General features: G+C 70.0%; 21 protein-coding genes. 14 read left to right on the top strand and 7 right to left on the bottom strand.

Annotated elements, in window-relative coordinates; genetic code table 11:
* Positions 1–57: 57 nt before the first annotated feature.
* From sepH to OG741_RS29590, 3 genes are all read right to left on the bottom strand, one after another.
* Positions 58–1113: a septation protein SepH gene (gene sepH, locus OG741_RS29580; RefSeq protein WP_405602939.1), complete on the bottom strand. Its 1056-nt coding sequence runs from the start codon at positions 1111–1113 to the stop codon at positions 58–60.
* 466 nt (positions 1114–1579) lie between these two features.
* Positions 1580–2893, bottom strand: coding sequence for a D-arabinono-1,4-lactone oxidase (locus OG741_RS29585; RefSeq protein ID WP_405602941.1), 1314 nt, complete (start codon positions 2891–2893; stop codon positions 1580–1582).
* On the bottom strand, positions 2859–4094 hold the full coding sequence (locus OG741_RS29590) for an MFS transporter (protein ID WP_405602943.1): 1236 nt from the start codon (positions 4092–4094) through the stop codon (positions 2859–2861). The genes OG741_RS29585 and OG741_RS29590 overlap by 35 nt, the downstream gene beginning before the upstream one ends.
* 152 nt (positions 4095–4246) lie before the next feature.
* Between OG741_RS29590 and OG741_RS29595 the strand changes: the two genes are divergently transcribed.
* Positions 4247–5386, top strand: coding sequence for a ferrochelatase (locus tag OG741_RS29595; RefSeq protein WP_405602945.1), 1140 nt, complete (start codon positions 4247–4249; stop codon positions 5384–5386).
* 9 nt (positions 5387–5395) lie between these two features.
* Positions 5396–6196, top strand: coding sequence for an inositol monophosphatase family protein (locus OG741_RS29600; protein ID WP_405602946.1), 801 nt, complete (start codon positions 5396–5398; stop codon positions 6194–6196).
* A 399-nt stretch (positions 6197–6595) separates the two neighbouring features.
* Here OG741_RS29600 and OG741_RS29605 read toward each other — a convergent pair whose 3' ends face one another.
* Positions 6596–6763, bottom strand: coding sequence for a hypothetical protein (locus OG741_RS29605; RefSeq protein WP_355824410.1), 168 nt, complete (start codon positions 6761–6763; stop codon positions 6596–6598).
* A gap of 335 nt (positions 6764–7098) precedes the next feature.
* On the opposite strand from OG741_RS29605, the gene OG741_RS29610 reads away from it, so the two are divergent.
* The 4 genes from OG741_RS29610 (at position 7099) to OG741_RS29625 (ending at position 10615) form a co-directional block, all read left to right on the top strand.
* Complete coding sequence (locus OG741_RS29610) at positions 7099–7752, top strand: response regulator transcription factor (protein WP_142213241.1); 654 nt, start codon at positions 7099–7101, stop codon at positions 7750–7752.
* A gap of 5 nt (positions 7753–7757) precedes the next feature.
* Entirely contained in the window at positions 7758–8993 is a 1236-nt protein-coding gene (locus OG741_RS29615) for a sensor histidine kinase (protein ID WP_405602949.1), read from the top strand.
* A gap of 394 nt (positions 8994–9387) precedes the next feature.
* Positions 9388–9684 carry a DUF4193 domain-containing protein gene (locus OG741_RS29620; protein WP_142213239.1) on the top strand — a complete coding sequence of 99 codons (297 nt, stop codon included), beginning with the start codon at positions 9388–9390 and terminating at the stop codon, positions 9682–9684.
* A gap of 13 nt (positions 9685–9697) precedes the next feature.
* Positions 9698–10615 carry a hypothetical protein gene (locus tag OG741_RS29625; RefSeq protein WP_405602951.1) on the top strand — a complete coding sequence of 306 codons (918 nt, stop codon included), beginning with the start codon at positions 9698–9700 and terminating at the stop codon, positions 10613–10615.
* Positions 10616–10628: 13 nt separating this feature from the next.
* Here the strand turns inward: OG741_RS29625 and OG741_RS29630 are convergent, their stop codons facing one another.
* A complete protein-coding gene (locus OG741_RS29630; RefSeq protein WP_405602952.1) occupies positions 10629–11087 on the bottom strand; it encodes a DUF3093 domain-containing protein in 459 nt (152 codons plus the stop codon).
* Positions 11088–11145: 58 nt separating this feature from the next.
* Between OG741_RS29630 and OG741_RS29635 the strand changes: the two genes are divergently transcribed.
* From OG741_RS29635 to OG741_RS29665, 7 genes are all read left to right on the top strand, one after another.
* Positions 11146–11766 (top strand): PaaI family thioesterase, encoded by a 621-nt coding sequence (locus OG741_RS29635; RefSeq protein ID WP_405602954.1) that lies wholly within the window; start codon positions 11146–11148, stop codon positions 11764–11766.
* Positions 11766–12278: a dUTP diphosphatase gene (dut, locus tag OG741_RS29640; RefSeq protein ID WP_266481855.1), complete on the top strand. Its 513-nt coding sequence runs from the start codon at positions 11766–11768 to the stop codon at positions 12276–12278. The genes OG741_RS29635 and dut overlap by 1 nt, the downstream gene beginning before the upstream one ends.
* Position 12279: 1 nt before the next feature.
* The gene (locus tag OG741_RS29645) at positions 12280–13056 is read left to right on the top strand and encodes a DUF3710 domain-containing protein (protein ID WP_266481857.1); all 777 of its coding nucleotides are present in this window, start codon (positions 12280–12282) and stop codon (positions 13054–13056) included.
* A 200-nt stretch (positions 13057–13256) separates the two neighbouring features.
* Positions 13257–15797 carry an ATP-binding protein gene (locus OG741_RS29650; protein WP_405602956.1) on the top strand — a complete coding sequence of 847 codons (2541 nt, stop codon included), beginning with the start codon at positions 13257–13259 and terminating at the stop codon, positions 15795–15797.
* Positions 15798–15834: 37 nt separating this feature from the next.
* Positions 15835–16521, top strand: coding sequence for a response regulator (locus tag OG741_RS29655; protein WP_405602958.1), 687 nt, complete (start codon positions 15835–15837; stop codon positions 16519–16521).
* Positions 16522–16554: 33 nt separating this feature from the next.
* A complete protein-coding gene (locus OG741_RS29660) occupies positions 16555–16962 on the top strand; it encodes an OB-fold nucleic acid binding domain-containing protein (RefSeq protein WP_266481863.1) in 408 nt (135 codons plus the stop codon).
* A 3-nt stretch (positions 16963–16965) separates the two neighbouring features.
* Positions 16966–17703 (top strand): DUF3159 domain-containing protein, encoded by a 738-nt coding sequence (locus OG741_RS29665; protein ID WP_405602961.1) that lies wholly within the window; start codon positions 16966–16968, stop codon positions 17701–17703.
* Positions 17704–17796: 93 nt separating this feature from the next.
* Here the strand turns inward: OG741_RS29665 and OG741_RS29670 are convergent, their stop codons facing one another.
* Both OG741_RS29670 and OG741_RS29675 read right to left on the bottom strand, forming a co-directional pair.
* Positions 17797–18465, bottom strand: a complete 669-nt coding sequence (locus OG741_RS29670) for a TrkA family potassium uptake protein (RefSeq protein ID WP_266481867.1) — start codon at positions 18463–18465, stop codon at positions 17797–17799.
* On the bottom strand, positions 18465–19133 hold the full coding sequence (locus OG741_RS29675) for a TrkA family potassium uptake protein (protein WP_361904881.1): 669 nt from the start codon (positions 19131–19133) through the stop codon (positions 18465–18467). Before OG741_RS29675 ends, OG741_RS29670 begins: the two co-directional genes overlap by 1 nt.
* 184 nt (positions 19134–19317) lie before the next feature.
* On the opposite strand from OG741_RS29675, the gene OG741_RS29680 reads away from it, so the two are divergent.
* Positions 19318–21366, top strand: a complete 2049-nt coding sequence (locus tag OG741_RS29680) for an APC family permease (RefSeq protein ID WP_405602963.1) — start codon at positions 19318–19320, stop codon at positions 21364–21366.
* Positions 21367–21400 lie beyond the last annotated feature (34 nt).

The raw sequence follows: 21400 nt of genomic DNA on the forward strand, positions 1-21400 counted from the left end.
GCGCGGGTACGCAAGGGGCCCGGCGCCAACCGCTCGCGCCGGGCCCCTTGTGTACCGCTACTCCTGCTTCTTGCGGCGCGTGCCGAAAACGATCTCGTCCCAGCTCGGCACCGCGGCCCTGCGGCCGGGGCGCACCCCGTCCGCCTCCGCCTGGCGGTCGGTCGTCCCCGTCAGACGGTCGCGGTGACCCGCCACCGAACGGGGCATCAGCACATCCGCGTACGCCGAGCCCGCACCCGCCGACGCGGCCGGTGCCACGGGCTCCTCGGCCTCCGGCTCCTGGGCGGGCTCCGTCGGCGCCGGCTCCGGCGGCGCGGGCCGCTCCGGCACGACCATGTCGCCGCGGAAGCTCGGTACCGCCTCCAGCAGACTCGTCAGGGAGTCCCTCTCCCCGCCGCTCTCCTCCGGCTCGGCCGACGCAGCGGGCGCGGCAGGCCGCTCCATCTGGCGGTCGAGCGCCCGGTCCAGCGGCCGGTCCCGCGGCAGCCGCGCGATGCGCGGTACGAACGGAAAGCTCGGCTCCTGCGAGGAGGCGATCGTGTCGTCGGTCTCGCCGATCAGCGCGCGTGCCTCGTCGTCGACGGCCTGTACCAGTCGCCGCGGCGGGTCGTACGTCCAACTCGCCGAGTGCGGCTCACCCGCGACCCGGTAGACCAGCAGGACTTCCCAGGTGCCGTCGTCGCGGCGCCAGGAGTCCCACAGCACGGTGTCCTTCTCGGCGCCGCGGAGCGTGAGGCGCTCCTGAACCGCTTCGCCGAGCTGCGGTCCGGTGTTCTCCCCGGGACGGCGTACGGGAGTCTTGCGGGCCCTTTCCGCCATGAACGCGCGCTCGGCGAGCACGGGTCCCTCGAAGCGGCGCACGCGGTCCACCGGAATTCCGGCGAGCTGTGCGACCTCTTCCGCGGAGGCTCCGGCGCGTATGCGTGCCTGGATGTCGCGGGGACGGAGGTGGCTCTCCACCTCGATCTCGATCTGGCCGAGGCGGGCGCGGTCATTGCGCACGGCGGCGCGCAGCCGCTCATCAATCGGAAGCGTGTATTCCGTGCTGTCCGCAGCTTTGAGCACCAGTCGTGTGCCGTCGTTGGAGACGGCCACGACACGCAGTTCGGGCATGGGGACCTCCCGGGTGGTGCCTGCCGACGTCACGTGCGTCGCTGCTTCCGCTAGTCGAGTGTGGCCTGCCCGGGTGCAGCCTGCCACAACCTTGCCGAGTTGCCCGGCGTGTCGGGCACAGGCCCTGGATCGCCGTTATGGCACGGTTACCTGTTTGCCACTCTGAGTGACTGGCCTGTCACTCTCCGCATCAGGTGCCCGTGCGGTGCCGCGGCGCCGCCGGATCGAGCGCCGCTTTCGGCCCCCTACCTGGGGTCCGAACACCCATGAGGGAGGCCGGGCCCAGGGCTCGCCACAGTACTCCATTCGGGCCACGGGGGTGGACCGCCGCGCCGCCGAACTTCTCGCAGGGTAGGGGAGTTGGGCGTCTGCGACATGGGTGACCAGGTGTCCTGATTCGCAGAATCTTCTCAAAGGGAACTATTCGCTTCGCTCGCATGTCCCTATCTGAATGGGCAGTTGGCCCTCAGTCGCCCAGGACCCGCCGCAGATAGTCGTTGCCGAACAGCCGCTGCGGGTCCAGCCGGTCGCGCAGCGCGGTGAATTCACCGAATCGGGGATACACCTCGGCGAAGTACTCCGCGTCCCGCGTGTGCACCTTGCCCCAGTGCGGCCGCCCGCCGTGCGCGGTCATGATCCGCTCCACCGCGGTGAAGTACGCCTGGTACGGCGTGCCCCGGTAGAGATGCACGGCGATGTATGCGCTCTCCCGGCCCGATGCCGTAGAGAGGGTGATGTCGTCCGCCGGGGCGGTACGTACCTCCACCGGGAAGCTGACCCGCAGCGGCGAGCGGTCGATCATCGCCTTCACCTCGCGCAGTGCGCCGATCGCCGCCTCCCGCGGCAGGGCGTACTCCATCTCCAGGAACCGCACCCGGCGCGGAGATGTGAAGACCTTGTACGGGATGTCGGTGTAGGTGCGGGCCGAGAGGGCGCGGCTGGAGATCTTGGCGATCGTCGGGATGGTCGCGGGGACGGCCCGGCCGAGCGAAACGACCAGCTGGAAAACGCCGTTGGACAGCAGCTCGTCCTCGATCCAGGCGCTGATCTGCCCGGGAGGGGCGGCAGGGCCCGAGCTGCGGTTGTTGCGCTTGGTGTTGCAGTTGCCCGTGTGCGGGAACCAGTAGAACTCGAAGTGCTCGTTCTCGGCGAAGAGCTGGTCGAACTCGGCCGTGACCCTGTCGAAGGCCATCGGCTCCTCACGGGCCGTCAGCAGGAAGACCGGCTCCACGGCGAAGGTGATCGCGGTGACGACGCCGAGCGCGCCGAGCCCGATCCGGGCCGCAGCGAAGACATCCGGATTCTCCTTCTCGGAGCAGGTCAGCAGCGAGCCGTCCGCGGTGACCAGCTCAAGTGCCCTGATCTGCGCGGCGATCGAGGACGAGTCGCGGCCGGTGCCATGGGTGCCGGTGGAGGTCGCGCCCGCGACGGTCTGATCCATGATGTCGCCCATGTTCGTGAGCGAAAGGCCCTCACGGGCAAGGGCCGCGTTCAGCCGCTTGAGCGGGGTGCCCGCCTCGACGGTCACGGTCATGGCCGTACGGTCGATCTCCCTGATCCCGGTCAGCAGTTCCGGCCGGATCAGCACTCCGTCGGTGGCCGCGGCGGCCGTGAACGAGTGGCCCGTGCCGACGGCCTTCACCTTCAGCCCGTCCTCGGCCGCCTTGCGTACGGCTGCGGCGAGTTCCTCGGTGGAGGCGGGCGATATCTCCCGTACGGGACGGGAGATGACATTCCCCGCCCAATTACGCCACGTGGTGCTGCCGGTCCTGCTGCTCACGCTGCCCCTCCCGCGTCGGCACCGGCATCCGCAGCCGGCGGTACCCCAGGAACGCCACCGCGGCCGCGATCACTCCCGCCGCGTTCGAGACCAGGTACCCGGCATCCGCCCCGGCGGCGTCGATCACCCAGCCGGCGACCGACGAGCCGAGCGCGATCCCGACCGCGAGCCCGGTGCCCACCCAGGTCATGCCCTCGGTCAGATTCGCGCGTGGTACGTGCTGCTCGATCAGGGCCATGGTGGTCACCATCGTCGGTGCGATGGCAAGGCCCGCGACAAAGAGCGCCACGGCCAGGAACGGCAGGTTCCCGGCCAGTTGGAGGGGGATCATACTCACGGCCATCGCACAGATGCCCAGCAGCCACGTGCGCTCGCCCGGGCCCTTGAGATGCAGCAGGCCGAAGACCACTCCGGCGAGGCACGAGCCGAGCGCGTACACGGCCAGCACCACACTTGCCGCCGCCTTGTGGCCCTGCTCCTCCGCGAAGGCAACCGTCACCACGTCGACGGAGCCGAAGATCGCGCCCGTGGCGACGAAGGTGCCCACGAGGACCTGAAGACCGGGGGAGCGCAGGGCCGAGCCCTTGGTGTGGTGCTCCTTCGGCTGCGGCACCGGCTCGGTGGACCGCTGCGCGGTCAGCAGGAAGACGCCCGCCAGCAGACAGAGACCGGCGACCAGCGGGCCTGCCTCGGGGAACCAGACCGTGGACAGACCGATCGCTGCGATCGGCCCGAAGATGAAGCAGGCCTCGTCCACGACGGACTCGAAGGCGTACGCGGTGTGCAGTTCGCGGGCCGAGCCCCGGTAGATCTCCGCCCAGCGGGCCCGGACCATCGAGCCGACGCTCGGCACGCTGCCGATTCCGGCCGAGAAGACGAACAGGGTCCAGTCCGGCCAGTCCTGATGCGCGGAGAGCAGCAGTCCGGATACCGCGGCGGCGGAGACGAGGGTCGCGGGACGCAGGACCCGGCGCTGGCCGTGCCGGTCCACCAGCCGGGATATCTGAGGGCCGAGCGTGGCGGCGGAGAGTGCCACGGTGGCTGCCAGTGCGCCGGCGAGGCCGTAGCGCCCGGTGAGCTGCGAGATCATCGTGACGATGCCGATGCCCATCATCGACAGGGGCAGCCGTCCGACGAAGCCTGCGGCGGAGAACGCCTTGGCGCCGGGGGCAGCGAAAAGGGCGCGGTACGGACTGGGCAAGGAGAGCTCCGTAAGGCGGCCTCACCGGGGGCCGTCCTGGACGTGGGTTGCGCCAACGTAAGGCACGTGAAGGCGTTGGCAGCTTACGCGCTGCCGCTGTACCGCGCACCGCGGTTTTCCCGCCGTCCGAGGCTGGTGGCAGGATCGTTGCCATGTCGGATCAGCGTGACCCAGCCCCCTACGACGCCCTGCTGCTGCTCTCCTTCGGCGGCCCGGAGGGCCCGGACGACGTGGTCCCGTTCCTGGAGAACGTGACGCGCGGCCGCGGTATCCCCAAGGAGCGGCTCAAGGAGGTGGGGCAGCACTACTTCCTGTTCGGCGGGGTCAGCCCGATCAACGACCAGAACCGCGCCCTGCTGGACGCCCTGCGCAAGGACTTCGCCGAGCACGGCATGGACCTGCCCGTCCACTGGGGCAACCGCAACTGGGCGCCGTATCTGACCGACACCCTGCGCGAGATGGTTACCGCCGGCCACCGCCGGATCGCCGTCCTCGCGACCAGCGCGTACGCCTCGTACTCCGGCTGCCGCCAGTACCGCGAGAACCTTGCGGACGCGCTGGCGACCCTGGAGGCCGAGGGACTTGAGCTGCCGCGCGTGGACAAACTGCGGCACTACTTCAACCACCCCGGTTTCGTACGCCCCATGATCGACGGCGTCCTGCACTCCCTGGCGGACCTCCCCGAGGACGTACGCGCGGGGGCCCATCTCGCCTTCACCACCCACTCGATCCCGACCTCCTCGGCCGACACGTCGGGCCCGGCCGACGAGCATGGCGAGGGCGGCGCCTATGTACGCCAGCACCTGGACGTGGCCCGGCTGATCGCCGACGCCGTGCGCCAGGAGACGGGCATCGAGCACCCCTGGCAGCTCGTCTACCAGTCACGCAGCGGAGCCCCGCACATCCCGTGGCTGGAGCCGGACATCTGCGACCACCTGGAGGAGCTGCACGCCTCCGGGGTGCCCGCGGCCGTGATGATCCCCATCGGCTTCGTCTCCGACCACATGGAAGTGCTCTACGACCTCGACACCGAGGCCACCGCGAAGGCCGCCGAGCTCGGGCTGCCGGTGCGGCGCTCTGCGACGGTGGGCGCCGATCCGCGGTTCGCCGCGGCCGTACGGGACCTCGTCCTGGAGCGCGCCGCGAGCGAGCGGGGCGTGAACGCCGAGCGGTGCGCGCTCGGCTCGCTCGGCGCCTCCCACGACCTCTGCCCGGTCGGCTGCTGTCCTGCCCGGGCGCCCAAGCCCGCGGCCGCCGGAACCGACAGCCCGTACGCCTCCCGTACGTCCTAAGGAAGCCCTGTGAGCGACCCTCTCCTGTCCGAACTGCTCGACCTCGCCCTGGAGGCCGCCCGCCGGGCGGGGGAGCTGCTGCGCGACGGCCGCCCCGCCGACCTCGGCGTCGCCGCGACCAAGTCCAGCCCGATCGACGTCGTGACCGAGATGGACATCGCGGCGGAGAAGCTGATCACCGGCTTCCTGGCCGAGCGCCGTCCCCACGACGGCTTCCTCGGCGAGGAGGGCGCCTCCACGACCGGCACCAGCGGTGTCCGCTGGGTCATCGACCCGCTCGACGGCACCGTGAACTACCTCTACGGCCTGCCGACCTGGGCGGTCTCCATCGCTGCCGAGCGGGACGGCGAGAGGGTCGTGGGGGTCGTGGAGGCCCCGATGCGCCGCGAGACGTACCGGGCGGTCCTGGGCCGCGGCGCGTACGCCGGTGACAAGCCCCTGCGCTGCCGCCCAGCGCCGCCGCTGGACCAGGCCCTGGTCTCCACCGGCTTCAACTACGTCGCGGCCGTACGAAGCCACCAGGCGGACGTGGCTCAGCGGCTGATCCCGCTCCTGCGCGACATCCGCCGCAGCGGCTCCGCGGCGGTGGACCTCTGCGACGTCGCCGCGGGCCGCCTGGACGGCTACTACGAGCGCGGGCTCAACCCGTGGGACCTCGCGGCGGGCGACCTGATCGCCCGCGAGGCGGGAGCCCTGACGGGCGGCCGCCCCGGCGGGCCCCCGGACGGCGACTTGGCGGTGGCGGCGAGCCCGGGCGTATTCGGCCCGCTGCAGTCGCTGCTGGAGGATTTCGGCGCCTGGCACGACTAGCCGGCGCCCGGCAGGCCACGGCGGCCGCCTGCGGCGGGCTTGTTCCCCACCCCGCCCCTTCCCGAACTGGGGCCTCCGCCCCGGACCCCTGCGCCCGCTTCGCGGCGCGGACTGGGGCAAGCCCCCAGACCCCGTATGCGACCTTCGGCCGCATGTCCTCAATCGCCGGACGGGCTGAATGTGCGGCCCTGCCGCACATTCCAGCCTCGCCGGCGTTTGAGGCGCGGGGAGGTTGGGGGTCCCCCCGGACGGAGTCTGGGGGAGGGCGGGTAGGGGAAAGCCCCGCAGGGACCGCCAAACAGCGCACGCCCGTCCGGCGATGAGGACACACAGAAGGGCCCCGGCGCCGTCCCGCGGCGTCGGGGCCCTTCTCATGTCCGGTACCTGTGCGGCCCGGCGCTACGCGGCGCTGACCTCCACGCCGTGCTCCGCGGCCAGCCGGTGCAGGTCGTCAAGCTCTGCCTGCTCGACATCCGCAAGGAAGTCGTCGCCCGTCTGGCGGGCCAGGGTCAAGTCGGTCTCGGCGGCCTTTATGCGCTGCAACAGTCCTGCGGTGAATGCGTCCATGTGCGCCCCCTCGTCGTGGGTCGGTGGCACGGGGGTGTGCCTGGGGTTTCCCCTGCCGCAGGCAGAGGACGGGGTGATCAACCCTGAAACAGGTCGTGGTGTGCCACATACAGGGCGTGATCGCGGGTGTTTAGTCGTCCTCCCCCGGCCCTCCCTCAAGGAAACCTCAACTGGCCCGGGAATCCGGTGAATTCCTTTCCGCCCAGGTCGCCCAAGGGCAGCCTGTTCCGCCTTACAGCCGGTTTACGCGCGTAACGGGCAGGATGGATGCGCACAGCCAGTGCTCACACACCTGCCCCGATCATGGGTGACGGGCCCAGAGGAAGGATCACGACGTGCGCGTACTCGTCGTCGAGGACGAGCAGCTGCTCGCCGATGCGGTGGCCACCGGACTTCGCCGGGAGGCCATGGCCGTCGACGTCGTGTACGACGGCGCCGCGGCGCTGGAGCGCATCGGGGTCAACGACTACGACGTGGTCGTCCTGGACCGGGACCTCCCGCTGGTCCACGGCGACGACGTATGCCGCAAGATCGTCGAGCTGGGCATGCCGACCCGCGTGCTGATGCTGACGGCGTCCGGCGACGTCAGCGACCGCGTCGAAGGCCTCGAGCTGGGCGCGGACGACTATCTCCCCAAGCCATTCGCCTTCAGCGAGCTCACCGCGCGCGTGCGGGCCCTCGGCCGGCGTACCACCGTGCCGCTGCCGCCCGTCCTGGAGCGCGCCGGGATCAAGCTCGACCCCAACCGCCGCGAGGTCTTCCGCGACGGCAAGGAGATCCAGCTCGCGCCCAAGGAGTTCGCCGTACTGGAGGTCCTGATGCGCAGCGAGGGTGCGGTCGTCTCGGCCGAGCAGCTGCTGGAGAAGGCCTGGGACGAGAACACCGACCCCTTCACCAATGTCGTGCGGGTGACCGTGATGACCCTGCGTCGCAAGCTCGGCGAGCCTCCCGTGATCGTCACCGTGCCCGGTTCCGGCTACCGGATCTGATCCCGGTGACCGCGACCCCCGCGCCTCCCGAGGCGCCTCCGAAACCGACCTGGGACCCGCGCGACCCCGTCCGCCCCCTGCTGCGCCCCACGATCCGGATACGCCTCACCCTGCTGTACGGCGGGATGTTCCTGATCGCGGGGATTCTGCTGCTCTCGATCATCTATCTGCTCACCGCGCAGGCGCTGCAGGTCAGCGTCGGCGACCTGCCGTTCAGGATCGAGACGGGCCGGGTGCAGCCCACCACCTCCTGGTGCCAGCTGCCCGAGACGGGGACCGGCGAGCAGTTCAACCAGGCTGTCGCCAGCTGTCTCCAGCACCAGCGCGAGATGGCCCTGGACGACCTCCTGCGCCGGTCGCTGTTCGCGCTGCTCGGCCTGAGTGTCATCGCCTTCGCCTTCGGTTACGCGATGGCGGGCAGGGTCCTCTCGCCGCTCGGCAAGATCACCCGCACCGCCCGTCAGGTGGCCGGCTCCGACCTCTCGCGGCGGATCGAACTGGACGGCCCGGACGACGAGCTCAAGGAGCTCGCGGACACCTTCGACGAGATGCTGGACCGCCTGGAGCGCGCCTTCAGCGCTCAGCAGCGGTTCGTCGCGAACGCCTCGCACGAGCTGCGTACCCCTCTCGCGATCAACCGCACGCTGCTGGAGGTCCACCTCTCCGACCCAGGGGTGCCCGCGGAGCTCCAGCAGCTCGGCAAGACGCTGCTCGCCACCAACGAGCGCAGCGAGCAGCTCGTGGAGGGTCTGCTGCTGCTCGCCCGCAGCGAGAACCAGATCGTCGAGCGCAAGCCGGTGGACCTGGCCGAGGTCGCCACGCGCGCGGTGGACCAGGTCCGCGCCGAGGCAGACGCCAAGGACATCGAGATCCGCGGGGAGTGCGCGCCCGCCGTCGTCCAGGGCAATGGCGTCCTGCTGGAGCGGATCGCTCTGAACCTCGTGCAGAACGGCGTGCGCTACAACGTCCCGGAAGGAGGCTGGGTGGAGGTCACGACCGAGATCCAGCACGGCCAGGCGGTCCTGGTGGTCTCGAACACGGGGCCGGTGGTTCCCGCGTACGAGATCGACAACCTCTTCGAGCCCTTCAGACGCCTGCGTCAGGAGCGCACGGGCAGCGACAAAGGCGTCGGCCTGGGGCTTTCGATCGCCCGGTCGGTCGCCCGGGCTCACGGAGGCCGTATCATCGCGGAGCCTCGTGACGGCGGTGGCCTCGTGATGCGAGTCACCTTCCCGGTCTGAGATGCTGACCGACGCGAATCGCTTCGTTCGCTTTACGCGGAATTTTCGGGACCCGTACCCGAGAGGCCCGTGTGGGATCGATCACAAAGGCGAATTTCAGGCCATCTACTCTCAGTGATCAAGACTCTTGCCGGAAAGCCGGGAAAAGTCCGGGTTTCCGGGGGGCGAGATCACGGGAAGTACACGGGGTGGCGCCCGTGAAGTGCGACATTCGGACCGTGTACGGTCCCGATCGCCATCCAGTCCGATCACTCTCGGGGGATCCGGTTGGGTGTCGATTGAGTAACAGACCTTGATGTGAGGCAAAATCTCCGCCTCGGGTCGGGCACAAGTCCGGCCTCTCACGCGTTACGTGCGCTGGAGACACCGCAGACACCCAGAGGGGGAGAGCGACATGGCAACGGACTACGACACCCCACGCAAGACCGACGACGACGTCGATTCGGACAGCCTTGAGGAACTGAAGGCCCGTCGGAACGACAAGACGACGTCGTCCGTCGACGTCGACGAATTCGAGCAGGCCGAGGGCCTGGAGCTGCCCGGAGCGGACCTTTCCAACGAGGAACTGTCCGTTCGCGTGCTGCCCCGGCAGGCGGACGAGTTCACCTGCATGAGCTGCTTCCTGGTGCACCACAGGAGCCAGCTCGCCCGCGAGAAGAACGGCCAGCCGATCTGCCGCGACTGCGACTGAGGTCCGGTCGGCCGTGGCAGGCGAGACACCGTCCGGGAAGCGGCGTTTCCGGCGTCAGAAACCGCCGGAGGCGCACCGGGGCGGTACGGGCCCGGCGCAGGACGCCAAGGCGTCTGCCGAGCACTCGGCCGCCCTGCTGCCCCACGGCGCAGCAGACGACGACGAGCGGGGCCGTGGGGCCTCGCTCGAAGCAGCCGGTCAGGCGGAGCCCACGACAAGGGCATCACGCCTGACCGCCGTGCGGCAGGGGGTCCACAAGGGCCGCGTGGGCGCCAGAGTGGCGCTCGCGTTCATGGCCGACCGGATCATCGAGAACGCACCACGCGTGCCGGTGCGTGATCTGGCGACCCTGCGCAAACAGTTCCCCGGACTCGGTCCGGAACAGCTCGCGGACAAGCTGGTCGCGGGCGCGGCGAACGGCACCTCGACCGTGGGTGCGGGTATCGGCGCGGCCGCGATGCTGCCCGTCCCCCCGGCGATGCCGGCCGAACTGGCCACGGAGATCATCAGCGTCGCCGCCATCGAGCTGAAGCTGATCGCCGAGCTCCATGAGGTCTACGGCATGCGGCCGCAGGGCACCCTCAGGGAGCGCAGCATCGCGTATCTGACCTCCTGGACGGAGGAGCGCGGGATCGACGTCAGGAAACCGGCGACGATCGATGTCGCGCTGGGCGGCCGGTTCAAGCGCGAGCTTCGGCAGCAGATCATGAAGCGCATGATCCGGAATCTGCCGAACCTGATTCCGTTCATGGTCGGCGCGGCCGTCGGCGCGGTGATGAACCGCCGTGACACCAAGAAGGTCGCGGACCGCATCCGCAAGGACCTGCGCAGCAGACAGATCCCGTGGGACGCGCTGCCCACGCTCCCGCCGCTGGAACAGCCCGATGACCCGCTGGAGGCGCTCCGGGCCCCGCGCGAACTGGGCCCCTGACCCGGGTGGCCTCTCAGGCCGCGCGCACAGCCGTCAGCGCCGCAGCCAGCGCCTGCGGATTCCGGGTCGACAGATAGACGTACGGCGTCGGGTCGGCCGGGTCCGTGATCTCGATCCGCAGTGCCGTCGGCACGTAGCTGCGCAGCAGCATGAAGGCCCGGGGGTCGGCCTTGTACGAGCGCCAGGCGCGCGCTTCCTCCGCATCCAGCACCTCGGCCTCACCGAGCGCCGTGAGCGGGATCCGGGCCTCACCCGCGACCAGCGAGCCGGCCACCACCCGGATACGGACCGAGCCGTACGAACTCACCACGACGGCGGCCACCGCGGCGGCGCCGATCAGCCCGCCGAGCATCGGCAGCGGACCGAGCGGCAGCACGACGAGGCCGCCCGCGATTCCCACCAGGGCGGTGATGACCCACCACGAACGGGGCGCGGTCAGACGTTCTTCGTAGTGCGGGGCGGAAGGCTGCATGAATCCAAGCTTGGCACGGTGCGACCGGCGGGTAGCCGCGCGGGTAAGGTCTGGGCCTGTGAGTACTGCGAAATCCCGGGGGGCGGCCCCCGGTCCCTCGGCCCGGGCATCGGCTCTGACCCCACCGGCCGACGCCGCAGCGCCGGTACGGCATCCCGACGCCCCGGCCCCCGGTGAGCTCCTCGGCGCGCACTACGAACACTGCTTCGGCTGCGGCGAGGGACAGCCCCACGGGCTGCACCTGCAGGCGCGGGCCGGTGAAGGCGTGAGCATCACGGCCGAGTTCACCGTCAAGCCCGCCCACCAGGGCGCACCCGGCCTCGCGCACGGCGGCGTGCTGGCCACGGCGCTGGACGAGACGCTCGGCTCGCTCAACTGGCTGCTGCGGACGATCGCGGTCACCGGCCGGCTCGAGACCGACTTCGTACGCCCCGTGCCCGTGGACACCGTGCTGCATCTGCAGGCCGAGGTCACCGCCGTCGCCAGGCGCAAGATCTACTCCAGTGCCGTGGGCCGGATCGGCGGCCCCGAAGGGCCCGTCGCCGTGCGCGCCAACGCCCTCTTCATCGAGGTCAAGGTCGACCACTTCATCGACAACGGCCGCCCGGAGGAGATCCAGGCAGCCATGTCCGACCCCGACCAGATCAGGCGCGCCCGCGCCTTCGAGGTGAACCCCTGATGCGCAACCCTGTCGATGTGCTGATCCGCCGTGTGGATCCCGAGGTGCCGCTCCCGTCGTACGCGCACCCGGGCGACGCCGGCGCCGATCTGGTGACCTGTGAGGCCGTCGAGATCGCCCCGGGCGAGCGGGTCGTTCTGCCCACCGGAGTGTCCATCGCGCTGCCCGACGGATACGCCGCCTTCGTGCACCCTCGCTCGGGCCTCGCCGCCCGCTGCGGAGTGGCCCTCGTGAATGCCCCGGGGACGGTGGATGCCGGGTACCGTGGGGAGATCAAGGTAATCGTGGTCAATCTCGACCCGCGCGAGAGTGTGCGGTTCGAACGGTTCGACCGGATTGCCCAATTGGTTGTCCAGCAGGTCGAGAAGGTGCGCTTCCACGAGGTGGCGGAGCTTCCCGGCTCGGCGCGGGCCGAGGGGGGCTTCGGGTCCACCGGCGGTCACGCCGTCGTGGACGGCTCAACGGGTGGGAATCGATACGCTTCGGTCGTATCCGACCGGGAAGGACAGTGACGTGTTCGGACGTCGCAAGAAGAGTGGTTCCGCCGGGGACGCGGCGGACGCAGCGGGCGAGGCCGAGCAGGTCGTCGACGAGCGCGACACGGAGTACTCCGACGAGGAAGGCAAGCCCCGCCGGGTGAACCTTCCGCCGGCGCCCCGGCCCGACGGCCCCTGGGACGTGTCCGAGGTATCCAAGCCCGGCGAGGGCCGGGTCGATCTGGGCGGTCTTTTCGTGCCCGGAGTCGAGGGAATGGAGCTGCGCGTCGAGGTCGCGGGTGACGCGATCGTCGCCGCCACCGTCGTACTGCGCGACAGCGCCGTACAGCTGCAGGCCTTCGCGGCGCCCAAGAAGGAAGGCATCTGGGGCGAGGTCCGCGAGGAGATCGCCTCCGGCATCACGCAGCAGGGCGGCATCATCGACGAGGTCGAGGGCCCGCTCGGCTGGGAGCTGCGGGCGCAGGTGCCCGTACAGCTGCCGGACGGCACCGGCGGTGTGCAGCTGGTGCGCTTCGTCGGCGTCGACGGGCCCCGCTGGTTCCTGCGCGGAGTGATCTCCGGGCAGGGCGCGGTGCAGCCCCAGGCCGCCGGTCTGCTGGAGCAGATCTTCCGGGACACCGTGGTCGTACGGGGCGAGGGCCCGATGGCGCCGCGCGACCCGATCGTCCTCAAGCTGCCGGACGATGCCCAGATGGTGCCCGAGGGCGTCCAGCAGGAGGACCAGGAGAGCTCCCGGTTCTCCGGTGGCATGGGGCAGCTGCAGCGCGGCCCCGAGATCACCGAGGTGCGCTGACCCTTACCGGGGACGCGCCGGCATTCAGCCTGCGGCCCGCGGTGGTTCCGGCTTTCCGGACCGCCGCGGGCCGTTGTGCTGTCCGGGCGTCAGAATCGCGTCAATACGCACCTGAGGGGCGCCCCATGCCCTGAATGTCTGGATCTCTGGCCTTAGGGTCGACGCAGCGTACGCAGCTGAAACTGAAAGACAATGGGGCCATGGGACGCGGCAAGCTACGGATCTACCTCGGCGCGGCGCCGGGCGTCGGCAAGACGTACGCGATGCTGTCCGAGGCGCACCGGCGCGTGGAACGTGGCACCGACTGCGTCGTGGGCTTCGTCGAGCACCACGGACGCGCCCGCACCGAAGTGATGCTGCACGGCCTCGAGCAGATTCAGCGCCGCGAGATCGAGTACCGGGACACCGTCTTCACCGAGATGGACGTCGACGCGGTCCTGGAGCGCCGCCCGGCCGTCGCCCTGGTGGACGAACTGGCGCACACCAATGTGCCGGGCTCGCGCAACGCCAAGCGCTGGCAGGACGTCGAGGAACTGCTCGCGGCCGGGATCGACGTCATATCGACCGTCAACATCCAGCACTTCGAGTCGCTGGGCGACGTGGTGGAGTCGATAACCGGCGTACGGCAGCGTGAGACCGTCCCCGACGAGGTCGTCCGCCGTGCCGACCAGCTCGAACTCGTCGACATGTCGCCCCAGGCGCTGCGCCGTCGCATGGCGCACGGCAACATCTACACCTCGGACAAGGTCGATGCGGCCCTGTCGAACTACTTCCGCCCCGGCAATCTGACCGCGCTGCGCGAGCTGGCCCTGCTCTGGGTCGCGGACCGCGTCGACGAATACCTCCAGCAGTACCGCGGCGAGCACAACATCCGTACGACCTGGCAGGCTCGCGAGCGCATCGTCGTCGGCCTCACCGGCGGACCCGAGGGCCGCACGCTGATCCGCCGCGCCGCCCGCCTCGCCGAGAAGGGCGCCGGAGGCGAGGTGCTGGCGGTCTATATCGCCCGCAGCGACGGACTGACCTCCGCATCGCCCAAGGAGCTCGCGGTCCAGCGCACCCTCGTCGAAGATCTCGGCGGCACCTTCCACCATGTCATCGGCGACGATGTCCCCTCCGCCCTGCTGGAGTTCGCGCGCGGAGTGAACGCCACCCAGATCGTGCTCGGCGCGAGCCGCCGCCCGGTGTGGCAGTACGCCTTCGGCCCCGGCGTCAGCGCCACCGTCGCCCGCGACTCCGGTCCCGACCTCGACGTACACATCGTCACGCACGACGCGGCGGGCAAGGGCCGCGGGCTGCCGGTGGCCCGCGGCGCCCGCCTGGGCCGCTCCCGGATCATCGCCGGCTGGATCACCGGCGTCGCCGGTCCCGTACTGCTGTCACTGCTGCTCACCAGCCTCGACGACGTCGGGCTCGCCAACGACGTCCTGCTCTTCCTCTTCCTGACCGTCGTGTCCGCGCTGCTCGGCGGGCTGCTCCCGGCGCTCGCCTCGGCCGCCGTCGGCTCGCTGCTGCTGAACTACTACTTCACGCCGCCCACCCACACCCTGACGATCAGCGACCCGAAGAACATCGTCGCCATCGTGATCTTCTTCGCCGTGGCCGTCGCGGTGGCCTCCGTGGTGGATCTGGCCGCCCGCCGCACCCATCAGGCCGCCCGGCTGCGCGCCGAGTCAGAGATCCTCTCCTTCCTCGCCGGGAGCGTGCTGCGGGGCGAGACCACGCTCGACGCCCTGCTCGAACGGGTCCGCGAGACCTTCTCCATGGAGTCCGTGGCGCTGCTGGAACGGCAGAGCGACGTCGACCCGTGGACCTGCGCGGGCAGCGCCGGCAAGAGCTCCGTCGTACGCCCCGAGGACGCGGACGTGGACATGCCGGTCGGCGACCACATGGCGCTTGCGCTCTCGGGCCGGGTGCTGCCCGCCGAGGACCGCAGGGTGCTTGCCGCGTTCGCCGCCCAGGCCGCCGTCGTACTGGAGCGCCAGCGCCTGGTCGGACAGGCGGAGGAGGCCCGCAGGCTGGCCGAGGGCAACCGCATCCGCACCGCCCTGCTCGCCGCCGTCAGCCACGATCTGCGCACACCGCTCGCCGCGATCAAGGCTGCCGTCTCCTCGCTCAGGTCCGACGACGTCGCATGGTCGGAGGAGGACGAGGCGGCACTGCTCGAAAGCATCGAGGACGGCGCCGACCGGCTCGACCATCTCGTCGGCAATCTCCTCGACATGTCCCGCCTCAGGACCGGCACCGTCACCCCGCTGATCCGGGTGACCGATCTCGACGAGGTCGTCCCGATGGCGCTCGTCGGGGTGCCGGTTCAGAGCGTCGAGCTGGACATACCCGAGACGCTGCCGATGGTGGCCGTCGACCGCGGACTGCTGGAGCGCGCCGTCGCCAACATCGTCGAGAACGCCGTCAAGTACAGCCCCGACGCCATGCCCGTCACGGTGGCGGCGAGCGCCCTCGGCGACCGGGTCGAGGTGCGCGTCGCCGACCGCGGCCCCGGCGTCCCCGATGACGCGAAGGAGCGGATATTCGAGCCGTTCCAGCGTTACGGTGACGCGCCGCGCGGAGCCGGAGTGGGCCTCGGTCTCGCGGTCGCCCGGGGCTTCGTCGAATCCATGGGCGGCACCCTCACCGCCGAGGACACACCCGGCGGCGGGATGACGATGGTCCTCACCCTCCGGGCGGCGCCGGGATTCGCACCGGTCGGCCCCGATCTTCCCGCCCGGCTCACCTCATGACCGGGACGGCAGTGACAGTGTGGAAAGGCAGGCCCGCATGACCCGGGTGCTCGTGGTCGACGACGAGCCGCAGATCGTACGCGCCCTCGTGATCAACCTGAAGGCGCGCAAGTACGAGGTGGACGCGGCTCCCGACGGTGCGACAGCCCTTGAGCTGGCCGCGGCCCGCCACCCCGATGTCGTCGTACTCGACCTCGGGCTGCCCGACATGGACGGCGTCGAGGTGATCAAGGGCCTGCGCGGCTGGACCCGCGTCCCGATCCTGGTCCTCTCGGCCCGTCACACCTCCGACGAGAAGGTCGAGGCGCTGGACGCCGGGGCCGACGACTACGTCACCAAGCCGTTCGGCATGGACGAGCTGCTGGCCCGGCTGCGGGCCGCGGTCCGCAGGGCCGAGCCGGTCGGCGGCGGGGAGGACGACCTGGTGATCGTCGAGACGAACGGCTTCACCGTCGATCTCGCGGCGAAGAAGGTCCACCGGGACGGTCGCGATGTGCGGCTCACCCCCACCGAATGGCATCTGCTGGAGGTGCTCGTCCGCAACACCGGCCGGCTGGTCAGCCAGAAGCAGCTGCTCCAAGAGGTCTGGGGCCCCTCCTACGGCACCGAGACGAACTATCTCCGGGTCTACATGGCGCAGCTGCGGCGCAAGCTGGAGAGGGACCCCTCGCACCCCGAACACTTCGTCACCGAGCCGGGTATGGGATACCGCTTCGAGCGCTGATTCGGTGTCGGTGGTGGCCGGTACGCTTGACGCATGAGTGCCGTACCCCGTTCCGACAAGGCCGAGAAGCCGGCCGGCCGCTTCCGCCGCATGCTCGACCGACTGTCCAGCTCCCCGCAGGACCTCGAGTCCGAGGAGCTTCAGGAGGATGCGCAGGCATCGGGGTGTACCCGCATCGCGGAGTGCCACGACCGCCAGATAGTCCGGGTGACTGGTACCTTGCGCACCGTCACCCTGCGTCCGCGGGCCGGCGTGCCCGCGCTGGAGGCGGAGCTCTTCGACGGTACGGCCCCGCTGGACGTCGTCTGGCTCGGCCGCAGGTCCATCGTGGGCATCGAACCGGGCCGCAGGCTCATCGCCTCGGGCCGGATCTCCATGAGCCACGGCCGCCGGGTGCTGTTCAACCCCAAATATGAACTCCGACCGCTCGGACAGGAGTAGCCGGTGACGTCTCTCGACAAGCCGACCACCAAGACGAACGACCAGCAGCAGGACAGCGACGCCAAAGCAATCACGGAGGCGGCGCTGTTCGAGGCCTTCGGCGGCGTGCGCGGCATGGTGGAGACGGTCCTGCCCGGACTGCTGTTCGTCACGATCTTCACGGTCAACAAGAACCTGCACATCTCGGCGATCGCGGCACTCGCCCTCTCGCTGCTGCTCGTCGCAGTCCGGCTGATCCGCAGGGACACCGTCAAGCACGCCTTCAGCGGCGTCTTCGGGGTGGCCTTCGGTGTCGTCTTCGCGATGATGACCGGCAACGCCAAGGACTTCTATCTGCCGGGCATGATCTACACCCTCGGCCTGGCCGTGGCGTACATCGTCACGACCATCGCGGGTGTCCCGCTGATCGGTCTGATCCTGGGCCCGGTCTTCAAGGAGAACCTCTCCTGGCGGACGCGGAACCCGGGCCGCAAGAAGGCGTACGCCAAGGCGAGCTGGGCGTGGGGCCTGATCCTGCTGGCCAAGTGCGCGATCCTCTTCCCGCTCTACTGGTGGGCCGACACCACCCAGCTCGGCTGGGTCCTGGTCGCCCTGAAGATCCCGCCCTTCCTGCTGGCCGTGTATCTGACCTGGGTCTTCCTGGCGAAGGCACCGCCGCCCATCGACGTCTTCGCGGAGATGGAGGCGGAGGAGCAGGCCGAGAAGGAGCGCAAGCGCGCCGCGGCCGCGCCCGAGGTGTAATCCCCGGGCCTCATACGCAAGCGCCGGGCGGGCTCGGAATTCCGAGCCCGCCCGGCGATTCTGTTCCGCGGTCCGGGGCGGCGCCCCGGAGGGTCACGAGGCGCGTCGTACCGACAGCAGGTCTTCCAGCTGTTCCTCGCGCGCCTGCGCGGCCACGAACAGCAGCTCGTCGCCCGCCTCCAGCGTCTCCTCGGCGCCCGGCGTGAGCACCCGCGAGCCGCGGATGATCGTGACCAGCGAGGTGTCCTCGGGCCAGGCCACATCGCTGACCTGCGTACCGGCCAGTGCAGACTCCGGCGGCAGGGTCAGCTCGACCAGGTTCGCGTCGCCGTGGCTGAAGCGCAGCAGCCGTACGAGATCGCCGACGCTCACCGCCTCCTCCACCAGTGCCGACATCAGACGCGGAGTGGAGACCGCGACATCGACGCCCCAGGACTCGTTGAAGAGCCACTCGTTCTTGGGGTTGTTGACGCGGGCGACCACCCTCGGCACCCCGTACTCCGTCTTCGCGAGCAGCGAGACGACCAGATTCACCTTGTCGTCGCCGGTCGCCGCGATCACGACGTTGCACCGCTGCAGCGCCGCCTCGTCCAGTGACGTGATCTCGCAGGCGTCGGCCAGCAGCCACTCCGCCTGCGGCACCCGCTCCACCGAGATGGCGGTCGGCGCCTTGTCGATCAGGAGCACTTCGTGCCCGTTCTCCAGCAGCTCACCCGCGATGGAACGGCCCACCGCACCGGCGCCCGCAATAGCGACCCGCATCAGTGACCGCCCTCCTCAGGGCCCTCGGCGAACGCCGCCTCGACCTTCTCGGTCTCGTCCGTACGCATCATCACGTGGACCAGATCGCCCTCCTGCAGAACCGTCTGCGACGTCGGCAGGACCGCCTCGCCCAGCCGGGTGAGGAAGGCGACGCGTACGCCCGTCTCCTCCTGCAGCTTGCTGACCTTGTGGCCGACCCAGGAGGCCGACGTGTGCACCTCGGCGAGCTGCACACCGCCGCTCGGGTCGCGCCACAGCGGCTCCGCGCCGGACGGCAGCAGCCGCCGCAGCATCTGGTCGGCCGTCCAGCGGACCGTGGCGACCGTCGGGATGCCGAGCCGCTGGTAGACCTCGGCGCGCCGGGGGTCGTAGATGCGGGCCGCGACGTTCTCGATGCCGAACATCTCGCGGGCTACCCGCGCGGCGATGATGTTGGAGTTGTCGCCGCTGCTGACCGCTGCGAAGGCGCCGGCTTCCTCGATACCCGCTTCACGCAGGGTGTCCTGGTCGAAACCGACTCCGGTGACGCGGCGGCCGCCGAACCCGGAGCCCAAGCGGCGGAAGGCCGTGGGGTCCTGGTCGACGACGGCGACCGTGTGCCCCTGCTGCTCCAGGGTCTGCGCGAGAGCGGCTCCCACTCGCCCGCATCCCATGATGACGATGTGCACGACCGTCCTTCCGGCTGTCCATGGTCTTGCTGAGACCTAACAGGGTCAGGGTCTCAGACCGCGGCCCAAGCTACACACGCGCGGTCCGCCCAGGGACCCCTTGGGCGGTGGAGCGAGAGATTCCGCTGCGGAGAGAGGTGAGGTGGGTGGGCCTGGCGCATATCGAACGCTTACGATCCTCTGCGTGTCCAAACTGACCGACCTCCCCAAACGGATCCTGATCGGAAGGGCGCTGCGCAGCGACAGGCTGGGAGAAACGCTCCTGCCCAAGCGCATCGCACTTCCCGTCTTCGCCTCCGACCCGCTGTCCTCGGTGGCGTACGCACCGGGAGAAGTCCTTCTGGTGCTCTCCATCGCGGGTGTGTCGGCCTATCACTTCAGCCCGTGGATCGCCGCGGCTGTCGTGGTGCTGATGTTCACGGTGGTGGCCTCCTACCGTCAGAACGTCCACGCCTACCCGAGCGGCGGCGGCGACTACGAGGTCGCCAACACCAACCTCGGCCCCAGGGCCGGCCTCACCGTCGCCAGCGCCCTGCTCGTCGACTACGTCCTCACGGTGGCCGTGTCGATCTCCTCCGGTGTGGAGAACCTCGGCTCCGCGATCCCCTTCGTGGTCGAGCACAAGGTTCTCTGCGCCATCGCGACAATCATCCTCCTCACGCTGATGAATCTGCGTGGCGTGAAGGAGTCGGGCAAGCTCTTCGCCATCCCGACGTATGTCTTCGTCGCAGGCGTCTTCATCATGATCGCGTGGGGTGCCTTCAGGGGCTTCGTCCTCGACGACACCATGAAGGCCCCGACCGCCGACTTCGAGATCAAGGCCGAGCACCAGGGCCTCGCCGGCTTCGCGCTGGTCTTCCTGCTGCTGCGGGCCTTCTCCTCCGGCTGTGCCGCGCTCACCGGAGTCGAGGCGATCAGCAACGGCGTCCCCGCCTTCCGCAAGCCCAAGAGCAAGAACGCCGCGACCACCCTGGCCCTCATGGGCGGCCTGGCCGTCACCATGTTCTGCGGCATCATCGGCCTGGCCATGGCCACCGACGTGAAGATGGCCGAGACGCCCGCCAGCGACCTCCTGGAGGGCGGCACGCCGGTCGGCGCCGACTATGTCCAGAACCCGGTGATCTCCCAGGTCGCGGCCGCTGTCTTCGGCGACGGCACGTTCTTCTTCGTACTGCTCGCCGCGGCCACCGCGCTGGTTCTCTTCCTGGCCGCCAACACCGCGTACAACGGCTTCCCGCTGCTCGGCTCGATCCTCGCGCAGGACCGCTATCTGCCGCGTCAGCTGCACACGCGAGGCGACCGGCTCGCCTTCTCCAACGGCATCGTGCTGCTGGCAGGTGCGGCCATCCTGCTGGTCTGGATCTACGGGGCGGACTCGACGAAGCTGATCCAGCTCTACATCGTCGGCGTCTTCGTCTCCTTCACGCTCAGCCAGACCGGCATGGTGCGGCACTGGAACCGCCATCTGCGGACCGAGAAGAACCAGGCCAAGCGCCGGCACATGATCCGCTCCAGGGCGATCAACACCTTCGGTGCCTTCTTCACCGGTCTGGTGCTGGTCGTCGTCCTCGCCACCAAGTTCACCCACGGCGCGTGGGTCGCCCTGCTCGGCATGGTGATCTTCTACGGGACGATGTCCGCGATCCGTAAGCACTACGACCGGGTCGCCGAGGAGATCGCCGCCGAGGAGGAGCGTCCCGACGACTATGTGCGTCCCTCGCGCGTGCACTCCATCGTGCTGGTCTCCAAGATCCACAAGCCGACGCTGCGCGCCCTCGCGTACGCCAAGCTGATGCGCTCCGACCGGCTCGAAGCGCTCAGTATCAGTGTCGACGCGGCCGAGACCAAGGCGCTCAGGGACGAGTGGGAGCGGCGTGGCATCAATGTGCCCCTGAAGATCCTCGACTCCCCGTACCGCGAGATCACCCGGCCGGTCATCGACTACGTCAAGGGGCTGCGGCGCGAAAGCCCGCGGGACGTGGTCAGCGTCATCATCCCCGAGTACGTGGTGGGGCACTGGTACGAGCACCTGCTGCACAACCAGAGCGCCCTGCGGCTCAAGGGGCGGCTGCTGTTCACGCCCGGCGTGATGGTGACCTCGGTGCCGTACCAGCTGGTGTCCTCCGAGGCCGCGAAGCTGCGGGCGAGGAAGCGCCAGGAATGGAACGCGCCCGGCTCGGTGCGGCGCGGCCCCGTGGACCAGCGCCCCAAGGAGCCCACCGGCAAGGGCTGAGGGGGTCCGCGCACCCACGTAGACTGGGGGGCTG

It is taken from the genome of Streptomyces sp. NBC_01410 (genome assembly GCF_045040195.1).
Taxonomy (GTDB): Bacteria; Actinomycetota; Actinomycetes; order Streptomycetales; family Streptomycetaceae; genus Streptomyces.